18 protein-coding genes are annotated in these 15,766 nt (G+C 67.8%); 11 read left to right on the top strand and 7 right to left on the bottom strand.

Annotated features, from left to right (window positions below; genetic code table 11):
- Positions 1-26: 26 nt before the first annotated feature.
- Positions 27-491, bottom strand: a complete 465-nt coding sequence (locus AC0L6G_RS11910) for a DUF3576 domain-containing protein (protein ID WP_291535432.1) — start codon at positions 489-491, stop codon at positions 27-29.
- 365 nt (positions 492-856) lie between these two features.
- Here AC0L6G_RS11910 and AC0L6G_RS11905 point away from each other — a divergent pair, with 365 nt between their 5' ends.
- Positions 857-1,240, top strand: coding sequence for an NtrZ family periplasmic regulatory protein (locus tag AC0L6G_RS11905; RefSeq protein WP_293826324.1), 384 nt, complete (start codon positions 857-859; stop codon positions 1,238-1,240).
- Here AC0L6G_RS11905 and AC0L6G_RS11900 read toward each other — a convergent pair.
- Positions 1,230-1,889 (bottom strand): thiamine phosphate synthase, encoded by a 660-nt coding sequence (locus tag AC0L6G_RS11900; protein ID WP_293826322.1) that lies wholly within the window; start codon positions 1,887-1,889, stop codon positions 1,230-1,232. The two genes, AC0L6G_RS11905 and AC0L6G_RS11900, sit on opposite strands and share 11 nt — an antisense overlap.
- On the opposite strand from AC0L6G_RS11900, the gene AC0L6G_RS11895 reads away from it, so the two are divergent.
- Both AC0L6G_RS11895 and AC0L6G_RS11890 read left to right on the top strand, forming a co-directional pair.
- Positions 1,888-2,586: a YggS family pyridoxal phosphate-dependent enzyme gene (locus AC0L6G_RS11895; RefSeq protein WP_473252289.1), complete on the top strand. Its 699-nt coding sequence runs from the start codon at positions 1,888-1,890 to the stop codon at positions 2,584-2,586. The genes AC0L6G_RS11900 and AC0L6G_RS11895 overlap by 2 nt on opposite strands.
- Before the next feature lie 82 nt (positions 2,587-2,668).
- Entirely contained in the window at positions 2,669-3,355 is a 687-nt protein-coding gene (locus tag AC0L6G_RS11890) for a response regulator transcription factor (RefSeq protein ID WP_055755062.1), read from the top strand.
- Between the two features lie 32 nt (positions 3,356-3,387).
- On the opposite strand, the gene AC0L6G_RS11885 is transcribed toward AC0L6G_RS11890, so the two are convergent.
- From AC0L6G_RS11885 to AC0L6G_RS11870, 4 genes are all read right to left on the bottom strand, one after another.
- Positions 3,388-4,185: an exodeoxyribonuclease III gene (locus AC0L6G_RS11885; protein ID WP_473252288.1), complete on the bottom strand. Its 798-nt coding sequence runs from the start codon at positions 4,183-4,185 to the stop codon at positions 3,388-3,390.
- Positions 4,186-4,421: 236 nt separating this feature from the next.
- Positions 4,422-4,937, bottom strand: coding sequence for a hypothetical protein (locus tag AC0L6G_RS11880; protein WP_293826315.1), 516 nt, complete (start codon positions 4,935-4,937; stop codon positions 4,422-4,424).
- Positions 4,938-4,969: 32 nt separating this feature from the next.
- Entirely contained in the window at positions 4,970-5,902 is a 933-nt protein-coding gene (locus AC0L6G_RS11875) for a Gfo/Idh/MocA family protein (RefSeq protein ID WP_293826313.1), read from the bottom strand.
- Between the two features lie 5 nt (positions 5,903-5,907).
- Entirely contained in the window at positions 5,908-7,065 is a 1,158-nt protein-coding gene (locus AC0L6G_RS11870) for a DegT/DnrJ/EryC1/StrS family aminotransferase (RefSeq protein WP_293826311.1), read from the bottom strand.
- A 197-nt stretch (positions 7,066-7,262) separates the two neighbouring features.
- Here AC0L6G_RS11870 and AC0L6G_RS11865 point away from each other — a divergent pair, with 197 nt between their 5' ends.
- From AC0L6G_RS11865 to AC0L6G_RS11855, 3 genes are read left to right on the top strand one after another with little or no spacing between them, the layout of a single operon-like run.
- On the top strand, positions 7,263-8,351 hold the full coding sequence (locus AC0L6G_RS11865) for an AGE family epimerase/isomerase (protein WP_473252285.1): 1,089 nt from the start codon (positions 7,263-7,265) through the stop codon (positions 8,349-8,351).
- On the top strand, positions 8,348-8,857 hold the full coding sequence (locus AC0L6G_RS11860; RefSeq protein WP_293828387.1) for a D-glycero-alpha-D-manno-heptose-1,7-bisphosphate 7-phosphatase: 510 nt from the start codon (positions 8,348-8,350) through the stop codon (positions 8,855-8,857). Before AC0L6G_RS11865 ends, AC0L6G_RS11860 begins: the two co-directional genes overlap by 4 nt.
- A 59-nt stretch (positions 8,858-8,916) precedes the next feature.
- A complete protein-coding gene (locus AC0L6G_RS11855; RefSeq protein ID WP_293828388.1) occupies positions 8,917-9,813 on the top strand; it encodes an alpha/beta fold hydrolase in 897 nt (298 codons plus the stop codon).
- Here the strand turns inward: AC0L6G_RS11855 and AC0L6G_RS11850 are convergent.
- On the bottom strand, positions 9,810-10,784 hold the full coding sequence (locus tag AC0L6G_RS11850) for an ABC transporter ATP-binding protein (protein WP_293828389.1): 975 nt from the start codon (positions 10,782-10,784) through the stop codon (positions 9,810-9,812). The genes AC0L6G_RS11855 and AC0L6G_RS11850 overlap by 4 nt on opposite strands.
- Before the next feature lie 206 nt (positions 10,785-10,990).
- Between AC0L6G_RS11850 and AC0L6G_RS11845 the strand changes: the two genes are divergently transcribed.
- The 5 genes from AC0L6G_RS11845 to polA all read left to right on the top strand — a co-directional run bounded on the left by AC0L6G_RS11845 (position 10,991) and on the right by polA (position 15,766).
- A complete protein-coding gene (locus tag AC0L6G_RS11845) occupies positions 10,991-11,248 on the top strand; it encodes a hypothetical protein (protein WP_291535416.1) in 258 nt (85 codons plus the stop codon).
- 114 nt (positions 11,249-11,362) lie between these two features.
- Positions 11,363-11,602 carry a zinc-finger domain-containing protein gene (locus AC0L6G_RS11840; protein ID WP_293828391.1) on the top strand — a complete coding sequence of 80 codons (240 nt, stop codon included), beginning with the start codon at positions 11,363-11,365 and terminating at the stop codon, positions 11,600-11,602.
- A gap of 156 nt (positions 11,603-11,758) precedes the next feature.
- Positions 11,759-12,199, top strand: coding sequence for a VOC family protein (locus tag AC0L6G_RS11835; RefSeq protein WP_473252283.1), 441 nt, complete (start codon positions 11,759-11,761; stop codon positions 12,197-12,199).
- Positions 12,199-12,816 (top strand): DUF6655 family protein, encoded by a 618-nt coding sequence (locus AC0L6G_RS11830; RefSeq protein ID WP_291535413.1) that lies wholly within the window; start codon positions 12,199-12,201, stop codon positions 12,814-12,816. The genes AC0L6G_RS11835 and AC0L6G_RS11830 overlap by 1 nt, the downstream gene beginning before the upstream one ends.
- A gap of 37 nt (positions 12,817-12,853) precedes the next feature.
- Positions 12,854-15,766: a DNA polymerase I gene (gene polA / locus AC0L6G_RS11825; RefSeq protein ID WP_293828394.1), complete on the top strand. Its 2,913-nt coding sequence runs from the start codon at positions 12,854-12,856 to the stop codon at positions 15,764-15,766.

Here is a 15,766-nt window from a genome sequence, read left to right as displayed (position 1 = left end):
CGCTTGCCAAAACCGAATGCTGGCGATCAGCCAGCATTCGACAGGTTCAGCTGTCGCGCCTTGGTCAGGATGGCGTTTTCCAGGTCGGCCTCGGTCTGGGCGGCGACCGGGGCGGCGGTCCACTGGCCGTCGGCGCCCTTCACCTCCTTCGTCACCGTCACGTTCAGGGCGTCGGCGCGCAGGCGGGTGTCCAGGATGAAGACGGTCGCCTTGAAGCGCTCGTTCGGCGTCTGGGGGTTGATATACCAGTCGTAGTTGATGACGCCGCCCCACGGATCGGCGGTCAGCAGCGGCATGAAGCTGAGGGTGTCGAGCGAGGCGCGCCACAGATAGGCGTTGACCCCGATGCCCTGCTGGGCGTTCGTCTTGGGCGCGGACTTCTTGCCCCCGACGAAGGGAATGCTCGAGCAGGCCGAAAGCGACGCGCCCAGGGCCACGCCAGACACCAGCACGACCGCGACGTTGCGAACCAGGGCCTTGTTGAGGCTCATCAAGAGAAGTCTCCGTAAATCCAGGGACGTGGGAGCCCTCGCTCGCACGCGCGCACGGCGCGATGAAACGCCGACTGCACCGCTCTATAACACGGTGAAAAGGGGCGATGACAAGGCGAAGTCGCGCCCGAGGGCGTCCGTCGAAGCAGCGGTTTCGCGACAGGGGCGCGTCATCCGACCCGAAGCGACCCAAATCCCGTGACGCCTGAGACACATGCGCCGACAACAATGAAGAGGAACCTTGTTATCGAGCGGTCATTCCGTTGACCGAGCCGGCGCCCGGTGTCTAATCGCCGGGCTCACGACCATATAAGGTCGGTTCGGGGTCGAAACGTCGCCGTTGGCGGGGTTCTAAGGGTTTGGTTATGCGGTTCGGCGGTTTTCTTGCTGTGATGTTGGCGACGACGGCGCTTGCCGTCTCGACGTCCGCGCTTGCCCAGAGCGCGTCCAACACGGTGTCCCTGTCGGAAGCCCAGGCGGCCCAGCGCAATGCGCCGGCGCCGCAGCGTCGCGGCCTTCGCCTGAACGACAACGGCCGTTGGGGCCTGGATTTCAACCTGAACCAGCCCGTGGGGCGTGAAACCGACTGGGGCGATGTCGAGGCCGGGGCGTATTATCGCCTGAACGACCGCCTGCGCGTGGGCGCCGCCGCCGCCGTGGCCACGCCCGAAGCCGACCCGGCCCGCGCCCCGGAAACCAACAGCCGCGCCCAGCCGCGCGTGCGTCTGGAAACCATCTTCAAGTTCTGATCTGGGACGGCGCATCGAACGCCGTCCTGATCGCATCGACCCCGGCCAGGCCGCAGGCGCCGCCGATCCGGCCTGCGTTGGCCGCGTCGATCCCACCCAGCGCATAGACCGGCCGACCGGCGCCCCTCGCCAGGATTTGGAACCGCTCGGCCCCCAGGGGCGGTCTGGACGCCGAAACGCCCCCGGCCGCGAAGACGGGCGAAAGCACCAGGGCGTCCAAGCCGCCCGGCGCCGTTTCCCCGCCATGCCAGGCGGCGGTCAGCAGCCATTGGGGGCGGGCGCTGCGTATCTCGATCGCCCGATGCGCCGCGCGTTCCGGCAAATGCAGGCCGTCGGCCCCGACCGTTTCGGCCAGTTCCGCGTCCAGTCCGACCAGGAGCCGGATCCCCGCCGTCGCTGTCGTTTCGCGCAGTCTCTCGCCCGTTTCGACGGCCTCCGCCGCGCCGAAGGCGCGATAGACGACCGCCGAACCGGCAGGCAGCCGGGCCGCCGTCTCCCACGGGCGCGGCGTTCGGTCGGGATCGGTGAAGAACAGAAGGGGCGGCAGCCAGGCGGCGCCTGGGCTGACAGCGGCGGCGGCGCGGTTTAGAGCGGTCGCGACGTTCCAGAGCGTGCGCGCATCGTCGCTGTAACCGGCCGGCAGGTTCATGACCCCTTCATCTCCCGCTTCCGCCCCGCCGTCCATCGCCGAACGGGTCGCAGAGGTCCGCGCCCGCATCGACGCCGCCTGTCGCGCGGCCGGGCGCGATCCCCATGACGTCACCCTGACCGCCGTATCCAAGACTCAGGGCCCCGACGCGATCGACGCCATACTGGCGTCCGGCCAGCGGGTGTTCGGCGAAAATCGGGTGCAGGAGGCGCAATCGCGTTGGACCGCCCGGATCGCGGGGCTTCCCGACCTGGAACTGCGGCTGATCGGCCCTTTGCAGACCAACAAGGCGGCGGACGCCGTCGCCCTGTTCGATGTCGTCGAGACGCTGGATCGTGAAAAGCTGGCCCGCGCCCTGGCCGAGGCGGCGATGAAACGCGGCCGATCGCCGCGCGTCCTGGTTCAGGTCAATACGGGGGCGGAACCACAGAAGGCCGGCGTCCGGGCCGATCAGGCCGACGATCTGATCGCGACGGCGCGTCTGACCTATGGGCTGACGGTCGAAGGGCTGATGTGCATTCCCCCGGCGGCGCAGGACCCGGAACCCCATTTCAAAACCCTGTCCGCCCTGGCCGACCGTAATGGATTGGCGGTCCTGTCGATGGGAATGAGCGGCGATTACGAGGCCGCGATCCGATGCGGGGCCACCCATGTGCGGGTCGGAACGGCGCTGTTCGGGGAACGAAATCGGCGCTAAAGCCCCTCTAACCCGTAACCCGATGTGAATATTCGCACCCTCAAGCCTTGGCGCGGGGGTCAAGCCTCGCCATTGTCTGTCCATGCCCACGCCCAAGACCATCCTGATCATCGACGACGACGACGACCTGCGCGAGGCCCTGGCCGAGCAGTTGAACCTTCACGAGGAGTTTCGCACCCAGCAGGCCGCGACCGCCACGGACGGGGTGCGGATGGGGCGCGAGATTCGCGCCGACCTGATCCTGCTGGACGTCGACCTGCCGGACATGGACGGGCGCGAGGCGTGTCGCCTGTTGCGCAAGGATGGGGTGTCGACCCCGGTCATCATGCTGACGGCCCAGTCGGCGGACGCCGACGCGATCCTGGGCCTGGACGCCGGGGCCAACGACTATGTGACCAAGCCCTTCCGCTTCGCCGTGCTGCTGGCCCGCATCCGCGCCCATCTGCGCAGCCACGAACAGTCCGAGGACGCGGTCTTCACCATCGGTCCCTATGAGTTCCGGCCCGCCGCCAAGGTGCTGATGGACGCCAAGGGCAAGAAGGTGCGGTTGACCGAGAAGGAAACCAACATCTTGAAATACCTCTATCGCGCGGGGGCCAAGCCGGTGTCGCGCGAGGAACTGCTGACCGAAGTATGGGGCTATAACGCCGGGGTCACGACCCACACGCTGGAGACCCATATCTATCGGCTGCGCCAGAAGATCGAGCCGGAGCCGGGCCATGCGCGGCTATTGCTGACCGACGCGGGCGGCTATCGGCTGCAACCCTGAAGGATCTGGGCGGCGGGGGAAGTCGGCCGCCTTCAGACGTCCAGGTCCACCGTCACAGGCGCATGGTCGGAGGGGCGTTCCCATTCGCGGACGTCGTCGTGGATGCGGGCGGTGTCCCTGATCACCGCGGAGGTCAGGCCCGGCGAGGTCCAGATGTGGTCCAGGCGCAGGCCGCGATTGGATTTACGGAAGTCGGCGGCGCGATAGCTCCACCAGCTGGCCAGTTTCTGCGGTTCGGGGAAGCGGTCGCGCAGCACGTCGGCGAAACCGCCGGCCGCCTGAAGCCGGTTCAGCGTCTCGACCTCGATCGGCGTATGGCTGACGATCGTGGACATGTAGCGATGGTTCCAGACGTCGTTTTCGCCGGGCGCGATGTTGAAGTCGCCGGCCATGACCAGCGGCCGGGCCTTGTCCTGGCGGGCCACGAGCGCGGTCAACTGTTCGTAGAAGTCCATCTTGTGATCGAACTTGGGGTTCAGCGCCCGGTCGGGGATGTCGCCGCCCGCCGGGATGTAGAAGTTCTGGACGTCGATCCCGGCGACCTGGGCCGAGACGCAGCGGGCGTGGCCCAGTTTGCACACCTGGAAGGTTTGGCTGTCCTCCAGCGGCAGGCGGCTGGCGATGGCGACCCCGTGCCAGCCCTTCTGGCCCGCCACGCGCAGATGCGGCAGGCCCATCGCCTCGAAGGCGCCGCGCGGGAACTGGTCCGTGGTGCATTTGATCTCCTGCAGCATCAGGACGTCGGGCGCGCGGTCGGCGACGAAACGGGCGACCTGGTCGATGCGCAGGCGGACGGAGTTGATGTTCCAGGTGGCGAGGCGAAGGGTCATGCCTCCGTCTAGCAGGCGCGCGGCGTAAAAAAAGCCCGGCCGCGATGGCCGGGCTATGGGAGGTTCGTCTCTCTCGCCGCCGGGGAGGGGGATATCTTCCGTGGCGGTAGAACGGCCGCCGCCGTTCATGTGCCGAAAGTGTCACTGTCGGACAGAAAAGTCAAACCGTCACAATTGCCGCTTGCGCGTGCTCATTATGAAACAGTCCGACGCCGGACGAACCAGGCGGTCGCGGCTCAGTCGACGCTTCCGCGTGCGGCCGGCGCGGCGGCCCATTCGCCGCGCCACTCGTAACTCAGGGTGACGCAATGGCGGTAGGCGCCGTCGGACCAGCGGCCGACCGCATGCATGGTCAGGGGACGCGGCGCGCGCACCCGGTTCATGATCAGCCAGACCTCGTCGGCGCCGGGGCACAGGGCGCGGGCCAGGCCCCGGCCGTCGCCGTCCTGATTCACGGCGTAGATGTCGTTCTCCGGCGCGCCGTCAGGCAGGACGCGCCGCGCCGCGTCGGGGCCGCCCCGGGTGAAACCGGCCGTGCCGCGCGCGGTGGTGGAGAACAGCCGCTCGACCTGGACCGCGCCGAACAGACCGCGCCGCACCTCCAGCGTGATCCCTTTCGTCAGGGCCTGGGTGATGCGATCCGAGGCGTTGTAGGACAGGAAGCGGGTGTCCGCGTGGGCCGGGGCCGCGATCAGGATGGCGGCGGCCAGACCGAGAGGCAGGCTGAAAGACGGGCGGGTCGGACGGCGCATTCCTGCTTCTTCCCCAGGTTTTGCGGCGAGAACTAGGCTTCGCCCAGACAGCGCAAGGCGACTTCCAGATTGCGCAGGCCGTCCTCGCCGGTCACGGCCGGGGTCTCGCCGGTGGATATGGCGCGGGCGAAGGCTTCCAGCTCCTTCCTCAGCGGCTCGGCCGGCCAGCTGTTCAGCATCCGGGTCGAGTAGGAGCCGTCAGGCTGCTGGCCGAAATATTCCGTCACCTGGCGGGTGATCAGGTCGGCGACGACGAACTTGGTCTTGGTGGCGACTTGCAGCGTACGGGTCTTGTAGGGCGTGACCCAGTTGGTGGTGATGTGGGCGATCACGCCGTTGTCCAGTCGGAACTGCAACAGGGCCGTATCCTCGCGGTCTGCGCGGGTGCGGGCCAGTTGAGGCTGAACCTCGACGATCTCGGACCCGGTCAGGTGGCGGATGATGTCGATGTCGTGCACGGCCAGGTCGATGACGACGCCGACCTCGCCCATCCGGGGCGGGAAGGGGCCGACGCGGGTGATCTGGATCGAGATGATCTCGTCGCCGTCGATGGCGCGCTTGACCGCCTCGACCGCCGGATTGAACCGTTCGACTTGGCCCACCATCAGGACGCGGTCGTTGGCCTTGGCCGCGTCGATCATGCGCTGGGCGTCGGCCACGGTGGCGGCGATGGGCTTTTCGACAAGGACGTGGACGCCCTTTTCCAGCAGGGCCACGCCGATCTCGGCATGGACACGGTTAGGGGTGGCCACGACGGCGGCGTCCAGGTCGGCGTCGACGAAGGCCTGGGCCGTGGTGACGGGCGCGGCGTCATAGGCCGCCGCGACGCCCTCGACCGTGATGGCGTCGGGATCGAAGACGGTGGTCAGGTCGAACTCGCGCATCTCCGAGGCGACGCGGGCATGGTTGCGGCCCATGACGCCGACGCCGGCGACGCCGAACTTGAGGGGGACAGTGTTGGGCATCGGGTTCAGGCCTTGTAGCTGGCGACGGCGGCGACGATGCGGTCCTGGGTCTCGGCGTCCAGATCCGCGTGCATCGGCAGGCTGACGACCACGTCCTTCAGCCGCTCCGTCACGGGGAGGCCTCCGGCGCCGCGCGGATAGTGCTCATAGGCCGGCTGAAGATGCAGCGGAATCGGATAATAGACGGCGGTGGGCACGTCGTTGGCCTTGAGGTGCGCGGCCAGTCCGTCACGGTCGGGATGTTCGATCGTATATTGCGCCCAGTTGGAGATGTTGCCCGTCGGCACGTCGGGGACCTTGGCGACGTGGGGCCGCAGGGCGTCGTTGTAGCGGCCGGCGATGCGGTTGCGCCATTCGATCTCCTGGCCGAAGACCTTCAGCTTCTCGATCAGGACAGCGGCCTGGATGGTGTCCAGACGGCTGTTCAGGCCGATGCGCATGTTCAGATACTTGGGGTCGTGGTCGAAGGTGCGGTCCTTCAGATCCACCGCGACCGCCTTGCCGTGCACCCGCACGGAATCCATCAGCTGGGCCAGTTCGTCGTCGTCGGTCAGCACCGCCCCGCCGTCGCCATAGCAGCCCAACGGCTTGGCCGGGAAGAAGCTGGTGGTGGTGACATCGGCCCATTTTAACGGATGGGCGCCGTCGATGGTGCAGCCGAACCCTTGCGCCGAATCCGAGATCAGCTTCAGCCCATGCCTGTCGCAGATCGCCTTGATCGCCGGATAGTCGGCGGGCTGGCCGAACAGGTCCACGGCGATGACCACGCGGGGCGTCAACCGACCCTCGGCCTTGATCCCCTCGATGGCCCGTTCCAGCGCGGCCGGGTCCATATTGTAGGTTTCGGCGTCCACATCGACGAAGACCGGCTCGGCGTCGAACCAGGGCACGACCTCGGCCGTGGCGGCGAAGGTGAAGCTGGGGACGAAGACCGCATCGCCGCGTCCGACGCCCCAGGCCATCAACGGCAGGGCCAGGGCGTCGGTGCCGTTGGCGCAGCCCAGGGCGTGTTTGGCCTGACCGAAGGCGGCCAGATCGGCCTCGAACTGGCGAACCTGCGGACCCATGACCCAGGCGCCGCCGACGACGGCCTCTTGGACGGCGGCCTCGATCTTGCCGGCGAGACGCAGGCGCTGGGCCTGAAGGTCGATGAAGGGGATCATGGGGTCGCACTCTCCGTAATTGGATCGGGGCGGCGTTGGGCCGGGCCGCGTCAAGGACGCCAGTTGGGCCGTCATCTGTCGCGCCGTCCTAGCAAGATCGGACGCGCGGGCCAAATCGTGCGGCGTCACATCGCGTTGCCCTTTGCTACCGTCGCTTTCGCTTGGCGGGGGCCGGGATCATGCTCTAAGCCAGCGCCATGATCGCCCGCGCCGCCGCCCAGACAAGGGTCTCGAACTGGCTGTTCGACCACGCCCTGCCGCTATGGGCCGACCGGGGGCTGGACGCCGAGGGGCGGTTTTTCGAACAACTGGATTTCGGCGGTCGTCCCGTCGTGGGCCAGCGTCGGCGCACCCGCGTCCAGGCGCGCCAGATCTATGTCTTTTGCGAAGCGACGGCCCTGGGCTGGGCGGGGGGGCGCGGCCCGGCCCAGGCGGGGCTGGACTGTCTGATCGCGAGCGGACGCCGCGACGACGGGCTGTGGATCGGCGCGACCGACGACAAAGGGGCGGTGACGGACGCGGCGCCGGATCTCTACGACCTGGCTTTCGTGCTGTTCGCCCTGGCCGCCGCCCATCGCGTGCTGGGCGATCCGCGCGCGCGGCCGCTGGCGCTGCAGACGCTGGAGGCGATCGACAGGGAAATGACCGCCCCCCACGGCGGTTGGCACGAGGCCCTGCCGCCGCGCCTGCCGCGTCGCCAGAACCCGCACATGCATATGCTGGAGGCGATGCTGGCTTGGCAGGCGACGGCCGCCGATCCGGCGTTCGCGAGGGCGGCGGGCGTCTCGCTGGATCTTTGTCGGCGTCATTTCATGGTCGATGGCGCGATCCGCGAATACTTCGGCGAAGACTGGCGGCTCGATCCGCACCAGGGGCGGGTGATCGAGCCGGGCCATCTGGAAGAGTGGGCCTGGCTGCTGCGCCAGGCCAGGACGTTGGATCCGGCGGCGGACGATGCGGCCAAGGCGCTTCATCGTCGCGCCATGACGCAAGGGCGCCGCGACGGTTTCGTAGTTCGGGAGATCGACCCGACCGGCGCGCCCCTGGATGCGGGGCGACGGCTGTGGGCCCAGACCGAGGCGGCGCGCACGGGCCTGAGCTTCGGCGACGACGGCGCCGTCGACCTGATCGACCGCATCCTGGACACCCATCTGGCGACGGCCGTGCCGGGGCTATGGATCGACAGCTACGATGCGGACGGTCGGCCGCAGGATCGAGCCGCGCCGGCGTCCAGCCTCTATCACCTGATGACCGCCTTCTCCGAACTGTTGAGATTGGACGCATGACCGCCGCCCCCGCCGCCTTTCTGGATCGCGACGGCGTCCTGATCGAGGACTGCGGCTATCCGCATCGCCCCGAGGACCTGAAGTTGACGCCGGGCGCCGCTGCGGCCGTGCGGCGAATGAACCAGGGCGGCTATCGCACCATCATCGTCACCAATCAGTCGGGCGTGGCGCGGGGCCTGTTCAGCGAAGACCGGATGCACGCCTTCAACGCCCTGTTGATCGAGGCCCTGGCCGAACAGGGCGCGGTGATCGACGCCGTCTACGCCTGCCCCTTCCATGCCGACGCGGTCGAGGCGCGCTATCGTCACCCGGACCATCCAGACCGCAAGCCCAATCCGGGCATGCTGTTACGCGCCATCGCTGAACACCATCTGGATCCCGCCCGCAGCTTCATCATCGGCGATCAGCCGACCGATCTCGAGGCCGGGCGGCGCGCGGGGGTGAAGGGATATCTGTTCGCGGGCGGCGATCTGGACGCCTTCGTGCACGACACGGTGGGCCTCTAAGGGCGTCGCATTTCGTCGTCCGGTGAATTACCCTGACGAAAACGTCGGAGGAAATCTCAATGGCCCATCCGCAGTCGCCTGACGCAAGGCCCTTCGCGGAGCGGCGCTGGACCGCGCCGGACGGTCTTCGTCTGTTCGCCCGCGACTATGCGCCGGGATGCGGCGTGGCGCGAACGCCGATCATCGCCATCCACGGCCTGACCCGAAACAGCGCGGATTTCGAAGCCGTCGCCCCCCTGTTGGCTCAAAGCGGCCGGCGTGTCCTGGCGGTCGATGTGCGCGGGCGGGGTCTGTCGGACCGGGCGCCCGATCCGATGACCTACAGGCCCGACATCTACGCCCAGGATGCTCTGGCCCTGATGGACCAGGCGGGGATTGCGAGGGCGGTCTTCGTCGGCACCTCGATGGGCGGTCTGATCACCATGGCGCTGACGGCGATGCGGCCCAGGGCGGTGGTCGCGGCGGTGCTGAACGACATCGGGCCGGAGGTGGCGCCGGAAGGCCTGGCGCGCATCGCCGCCTACAGCGGCCAGCCGGTCGAGATCGGTTCCTGGGCCGATGCGGCGGCCTATGCCCGACGGATCAACACCGTGGCCTTCCCGCATTACGGCGATGCGGACTGGGCGGCGTTCGCGCGGCGGATCTTCCGCGAATTGCCGGATGGGCGCATCGCGCTGGACTACGATCCCGACATCGCCGTGCCGATCCAGGCGGCGGGGGCGAAGGCTTTGGTCCCCGACCTGTGGCCGATGTTCCGGCGGATGACGCGTAAACGTCCCACTCTGCTGGTGCGCGGCGGGACGTCCGACCTGCTCAGCGCCGACATCGCCGCGCGGATGAGAAAGGCGGCGTCGAACATGGTCTATGTCGAGGTTCCCGGGGTGGGCCATGCCCCCATGCTGGACGAGCCCGAGGCCCGCGCCGCGATCTTCGAATTCCTGGCGGAGGTCGATTAATCCCGGGTCGGATCGACGCGCGAGGCGTCGCCATAGGTCAGGGCCAGGAAAACATCTTCCAGGTCCGGGTCCTCGGTGGTGATATCGGCGATGGTCACGCCGGCGGCGCGGACGGCGTTGATGACCTGCTCCACCGAAGACTGCCCTTTCTTGTAGGCGACGGCGAACGCGCCGCCGGGGCGCGGCGTGACCTCGAAGCCCGGCAGGGCCGGCGGGGTCGCCTGGGGCGTTTCGGGCGTGACCACCACGTTTCGGCTATCCAGCCGGCGCAGCAGCTGCGGCGTCGGCTCGCAGGCCACCACCTCGCCCCGATTGACGATGGCGATGGTGTCGCAGAGCTCCTGCGCCTCTTCCAGATAGTGGGTGGTCAGGACGATGGTGACGCCGTCTTCGTTGATGCGGCGGACATAGGCCCACAGTTGTCGGCGCAGTTCGACGTCCACCCCCGCCGTCGGTTCGTCCAGGATGAGGATCGGCGGATTGTGGACCAGGGCTTTGGCCACCATCAGGCGGCGCTTCATGCCGCCCGACAAGGCGCGGACATAGGCGTCAGCCTTGTCCGACAGACCCAGCGCCGCCAGCAGTTCGTCGGAACGCCGCTCGTTCTTGGGCACGCCGTAGAAGCCGGCCTGGACCTCGAGGGACTCGCGCGGGGTGAAGAAGACGTCGGCGACGATCTCCTGCGGCACGACCCCAAGGGCCGCGGCGGCATCGCGCGGCTCCTTGTCGATGTCGCGGCCCCAGATGACGACGGAGCCTTCGGACTTCTTCACAACCCCGGCCAGGATGTTGATCAGTGTGGATTTGCCGGCGCCGTTCGGACCCAAGAGGCCGAAAACCGAACCGCGTGGGATAACCAGATCGACGCCGCGCAGGGCGATCTTGGGCGGCGATTTCTTGGACCCGGCGTAGGTCTTCTTCAGGCCCCGCACCGCGATGGCGTTGTCGGGCAGGGCGAGGGTCTCAGGCATGGCTTCACTCAGGGCGGCGTGGCGAGGCGCATAGGTAGGGCGCGCTGGACCATCCGCCAAGCTGGCCAAGCCGTATTAAGAGACAAGCGAGCCAGACTTTATGTCAATGACCCTTGACTTATGAGGTCGGGATGTCTAGGTTCCTTGTCATAGGACAACTCGACTTGATGGAGAACATTATGACGACGCCGTCTGTCAGACCTCGTATGACGCGCACCCGCCTGATCGGATTTTTCGCCATGGCTGTCTGCGCGGTCGGCTATGTCGGGGCGGGCCTGGCCCTGTGGGTCGGCAAGATTGGCCAGATGGACATGAGCCAGGCCGCCCTGGCGGCGGCGGGGCTGGCGGTCGTGGGCGAGGTCGGTCTGTGGGTCGGGGCCGGATGTCTGGGGCTGACGCTGTTCAAGAAGCGCAAGGCCCTGATGGATCGCCTGCTGGGCCGGAGCAAGCCCGCCGAGGTTTGACCTTCCGGCCCGGCCCGCTTAGAGCGGAAATCGGTCGCGTCGGCCTTTCGTCGGTCGCGTCTCAGATTTCGCTCCGGCCAAGGGGTCGGCAGCCTTCCAGACCCGGACCGCATCATGCCCCCGCGCCACGCCGACGCCATCATCCCCCCGCCTGAAGAGATCGTCGTCTCCACCAAGCGCGTGGCCTGCGACGGGGGCGGCGGCGCCCTGGGCCATCCTCTGGTCTATATGGACATGGGAGAGGACGACTTCATCGAATGCGGCTATTGCGACCGCCGTTTCGTCCTGTCGGCCCACCCGCACGACGAGAACGAATATCTGAGCCCGGCGGCGCGCGCGCCCGAGGCCCATTAAGCACTGATCGTTTTAGACGGGACCGTTTTCGCGGTTACGCCTGAAGCGTGAATCAGGCTCTCGCCTGCTTTCGGCCGTAACCTCAGTTCAGTCGCGAAGTCGGGCGATCCCGGTCTATAGGATTGCTTGAGAACCTGTTTGGATGGAGCCTCGCCTTTGCGCTATCTGCACACCATGGTCCGCGTGAAGGACCTCGACGCCTCGCTGCATTTCTATTGCGACCTTCTGGGGCTCCAGGAAGTGCGACGCACGGAGAACGCGGCCGGCCGGTTCACCCTGGTCTTCCTGGCCGCGCCCGAGAATCTGGCCCAGTCGGCCGCGGAGCGGTGTCCCGAGGTCGAACTGACCTTCAACTGGGAGCCCGAGGATTATCAGGGCGGCCGCAACTTCGGGCACCTGGCCTATGAGGTCGACGACATCTACGCCGCCTGCCGGACGCTGATGGACGGCGGCGTGACGATCAATCGTCCGCCGCGCGACGGCTACATGGCCTTCGTCCGATCGCCTGACGGCGTTTCCGTCGAACTCCTTCTGAAAGGCGCGCCCTTGGCGCCGGCGGAACCCTGGGCTTCGATGACCAACACCGGAGTCTGGTGATGCGTTTGCGCGCGGGGACGGCGCTGACGGCTGCGGCGTGCGTGCTGTCGGCCTGCGCCTCGACCACCGAAAGCAATACGGGGCGCACGGCCACCGAACAGTTGCTGTTGGCCCGCGCCTCCGACCGGGCGATCGAGGGGCTGGTGCTGCCCTTGCCCCTGGGGGCGTCGGTCTTCGTGGACGACGCCTATTTCCAGGGAGACGGCGCCCATTACGCCGTCAGCGCCATCCGGGGCGCCATCTCGGACGCGGGCTTCAGCCTGGCCCGCACCAAGGACGACGCCAACGCCGTGTTCGAAATCCGCGCCGGCGCCCTGTCGCTGGAGCAGATGCGGCGGGTCTTCGGCATTCCCGAGATGCGCATCCCGATCAACGAGACGTTCAACGTCGTCTCCCTGCCCGAACTGTCGGTCTACAGCCACCGCGACCGCGTGGGCGTCGCCGAGTTTTCGGGTTTTCTTTACGAGGCCAAGACGGGCGCGCCCCTGGGCGCCGTGACCCCGATGATCGGCAGTTATCGCATCCGCAGCCACAAGGCCTTCATGGTCGTGTCCTGGGGTCAGCAACAGGCCCAACCCGGCCAGCGCGATCCGGGTTCGAGCTGGACGGAATTCTGACGCTGACGCGGGCCCTTGGGCACCCTATGTTCCGGGCATGACCGAGACGACCGCGCCCGATACAACTGAGACCGACCGACCGTTGACCCAGGACGGGCCCGCGCTGCGGCTGTGGATGATCGACGCCTCGGCCTATATCTTTCGCGCCTACCACGCCCTGCCGCCTTTGACGCGCAAGTCGGACGGCCTGCCGGTCGGCGCGGTCCAGGGCTATTGCAACATGCTCTGGAAGCTGTTGAAGGACATGAAGGGCGCGGACGGACCGACCCACCTGGTCGCCATCTTCGATCATTCGGAGAAGACGTTCCGCAACACCCTGTACGACCAGTACAAGGCCAACCGCTCGGCCCCGCCGGAAGACCTGATCCCCCAGTTCCCCCTGGTGCGCGAGGCCACGGCGGCCTTCGGCGTGCACTGCGTCGAACTGGCCGGCTACGAGGCCGACGACCTGATCGCCACCTATGCCTGCAAGGCGCGCGACGCGGGCGGGGAGGCGGTGATCGTCAGTTCCGATAAGGACCTGATGCAGCTGATCGGCGGCGGCGTCGTCATGTGGGATCCGATGAAGGACCGTCGCCTGGCCGAGCCCGAGGTGTTCGAGAAGTTCGGCGTCGGCCCGGACAAGATGATCGACCTTCAGGCCCTGATCGGCGACAGCGTCGACAACGTCCCCGGCGCCCCCGGCATCGGCCCCAAGACGGCCGCCCAGCTGCTGGACGAATACGGCGACCTGGACGCTCTGCTGGCCCGCGCCGGCGAGATCAAACAGCCCAAGCGACGCCAGACCCTGATCGATTTCGCCGATCAGATCCGCCTGTCGCGCGAACTGGTGCGCCTGACCTGCGATGCGCCGGCCCCGGAAGTTATTGACGATTTCGCCGTGCGCGACCCCGACCCGGAAACCTTGTCGGCCTTCCTGGAAACGATGGAGTTTCGGTCGCTGCAGCGGCGCGTCGGCGACGGCAAGGCCGGCCCCAGCGAGACCTCGGCCTTCGCGCCCAAGCGCGCCCCGAACCTGAGCGCGCCCGTCGCCACGCCGCGCTATGGCCAGGCGGTCGCGGCGCCGACCGAGGTCCACAGCTTCGATCACTCGACCTATGAATGCGTTCAGACCGAAGAGGCGCTGGATCGCTGGATCGCGCGCGCGACCGAGGCCGGGGTAGTCGGTTTCGACACCGAGACCGACGCCCTGTCGGCGACCCACGCCGGCCTGTGCGGCGTATCGCTGGCGATCGGGCCGAATGCGGCCTGCTACATCCCCCTAACCCACGAGCACGAGCCGCAAGCGGGTGAGGGCGGGCTGTTCGGCGAGGCGGCCGACCCGCGCGAACCGATCCAGCAACTGGACAAGCCGACCACCTTGGCCAAGCTGAAGACGCTGCTGGAAGACCCCTCGGTCCTGAAGGTGTTGCAGAACGCCAAATACGACATCGCCGTGATGGCGCGCCGGGGCATCCGCATCGCCCCTTATGACGACACCATGCTGATCTCCTACGTGTTGGAGGGCGGGCTGCACGGACACGGCATGGACGAGCTGGCGCGGCTGCATCTCGGCCACGACCCGATCCCGTTCAAGAGCGTGGCGGGCGTCGGCAAGAGCCAGAAGTCGTTCAAGCACGTGGCCCTGCGGCCCGCCTCGGAATACGCCGCCGAGGATGCGGACGTAACGCTGCGCCTGTGGCGCATTCTGAAGCCTCGCCTGGCGCGCGAGGGCCTGTCCACCGTCTATGAAACGCTGGAGCGGGGGATGCCGACGGTCCTGGCCGACATGGAGACCGCGGGGATTCGCATCGACCCGGATCGGCTGAAGCGCCTGTCGAGCGAGTTCGGCCTGCGGATGGCCGAACTGGAGACCGAGGCCGAGCGGATCGCCGGCCGCCCCTTCAACATCGGGTCGCCGCGCCAGATCGGCGACATCCTGTTCGGCGAACTGAACCTGCCGGGCGGCAAGAAGACCGCCAGCGGTCAGTGGGGCACCGACGCCAGCGTGTTGGAGGACCTGGCGCTGAGCCACGACCTGCCGCGCACCATTTTGGACTGGCGCCAGCTGTCCAAGCTCAAGGGCACCTATACCGACGCCCTGATCGCCGCAGCCGATCCGGCGACAGACCGGGTGCACACCAGCTATCAGCTGGCGGCCGCCTCGACCGGGCGCCTGGCGTCCTCGGATCCGAACCTGCAGAACATCCCGATCCGCACGGAGACGGGGCGAGAGATTCGCCAGGCCTTCATCGCCGCGCCCGGCCACGTGCTGATCAGCGCCGACTACAGCCAGATCGAACTGCGGCTGTTGGCCCATATCGGCGACATCGCCGAGCTGAAGCGCGCCTTCAAGGCGGGGCTCGACATTCACGCCGCCACCGCCAGCGAAATGTTCGGCGTGCCGGTCGAGGGCATGCCGTCCGAGACGCGCCGCCGGGCCAAGGCGATCAATTTCGGCATCGTCTACGGCATTTCCGCCTTCGGCCTGGCCAACCAGCTGGGCATCGATCAGGGCGAGGCCGGGGCCTATATCAAGACCTATTTCGAACGTTTCCCCGGCATCCGCGACTATATGGACCGGACCAAGGCCGAGGTGCGCCAGGCTGGCTTCGTCTCGACCGTGTTCGGCCGGCGCATCCACATTCCCGCGATCCACTCCAAGTCGGGGGCCGAGCGCCAGTTCGGCGAACGCGCCGCCATCAACGCCCCGATCCAGGGCGCGGCCGCCGACATCATCCGCCGCGCCATGATCCGCATGCCGGCCGCCCTGGTCGAGGCGGGCCTGGCGACGCGGATGCTGCTCCAGGTCCACGACGAACTGGTGTTCGAAGCCCCCGAAGCCGAGGCCCAGGCCGCGATTCCCGTCATCCGTCGCGTGATGGAAAACGCCGCCGAACCTGCCGTCGCCTTGACCGTGCCCCTGGTCGTGGACGCCCGGGCCGCCGCCAACTGGGATGAGGCGCACTGA

The organism is Brevundimonas sp. D3-1P, assembly GCF_055809335.1.
Note: the sequence above shows the minus strand (reverse complement) of the source record. Positions and strands in the feature narration are given on the sequence as shown.

Coding starts and splice junctions, on each gene's coding strand:
- AC0L6G_RS11910 (WP_291535432.1), bottom strand. CDS start 491: ATGAGCCTCAACAAGGCCCTGGTTCGCAACGTCGCGGTCGTGCTGGTG.
- AC0L6G_RS11905 (WP_293826324.1), top strand. CDS start 857: ATGCGGTTCGGCGGTTTTCTTGCTGTGATGTTGGCGACGACGGCGCTT.
- AC0L6G_RS11895 (WP_473252289.1), top strand. CDS start 1,888: ATGACCCCTTCATCTCCCGCTTCCGCCCCGCCGTCCATCGCCGAACGG.
- AC0L6G_RS11900 (WP_293826322.1), bottom strand. CDS start 1,889: ATGAACCTGCCGGCCGGTTACAGCGACGATGCGCGCACGCTCTGGAAC.
- AC0L6G_RS11890 (WP_055755062.1), top strand. CDS start 2,669: ATGCCCACGCCCAAGACCATCCTGATCATCGACGACGACGACGACCTG.
- AC0L6G_RS11885 (WP_473252288.1), bottom strand. CDS start 4,185: ATGACCCTTCGCCTCGCCACCTGGAACATCAACTCCGTCCGCCTGCGC.
- AC0L6G_RS11880 (WP_293826315.1), bottom strand. CDS start 4,937: ATGCGCCGTCCGACCCGCCCGTCTTTCAGCCTGCCTCTCGGTCTGGCC.
- AC0L6G_RS11875 (WP_293826313.1), bottom strand. CDS start 5,902: ATGCCCAACACTGTCCCCCTCAAGTTCGGCGTCGCCGGCGTCGGCGTC.
- AC0L6G_RS11870 (WP_293826311.1), bottom strand. CDS start 7,065: ATGATCCCCTTCATCGACCTTCAGGCCCAGCGCCTGCGTCTCGCCGGC.
- AC0L6G_RS11865 (WP_473252285.1), top strand. CDS start 7,263: ATGATCGCCCGCGCCGCCGCCCAGACAAGGGTCTCGAACTGGCTGTTC.
- AC0L6G_RS11860 (WP_293828387.1), top strand. CDS start 8,348: ATGACCGCCGCCCCCGCCGCCTTTCTGGATCGCGACGGCGTCCTGATC.
- AC0L6G_RS11855 (WP_293828388.1), top strand. CDS start 8,917: ATGGCCCATCCGCAGTCGCCTGACGCAAGGCCCTTCGCGGAGCGGCGC.
- AC0L6G_RS11850 (WP_293828389.1), bottom strand. CDS start 10,784: ATGCCTGAGACCCTCGCCCTGCCCGACAACGCCATCGCGGTGCGGGGC.
- AC0L6G_RS11845 (WP_291535416.1), top strand. CDS start 10,991: ATGACGCGCACCCGCCTGATCGGATTTTTCGCCATGGCTGTCTGCGCG.
- AC0L6G_RS11840 (WP_293828391.1), top strand. CDS start 11,363: ATGCCCCCGCGCCACGCCGACGCCATCATCCCCCCGCCTGAAGAGATC.
- AC0L6G_RS11830 (WP_291535413.1), top strand. CDS start 12,199: ATGCGTTTGCGCGCGGGGACGGCGCTGACGGCTGCGGCGTGCGTGCTG.
- polA (WP_293828394.1), top strand. CDS start 12,854: ATGACCGAGACGACCGCGCCCGATACAACTGAGACCGACCGACCGTTG.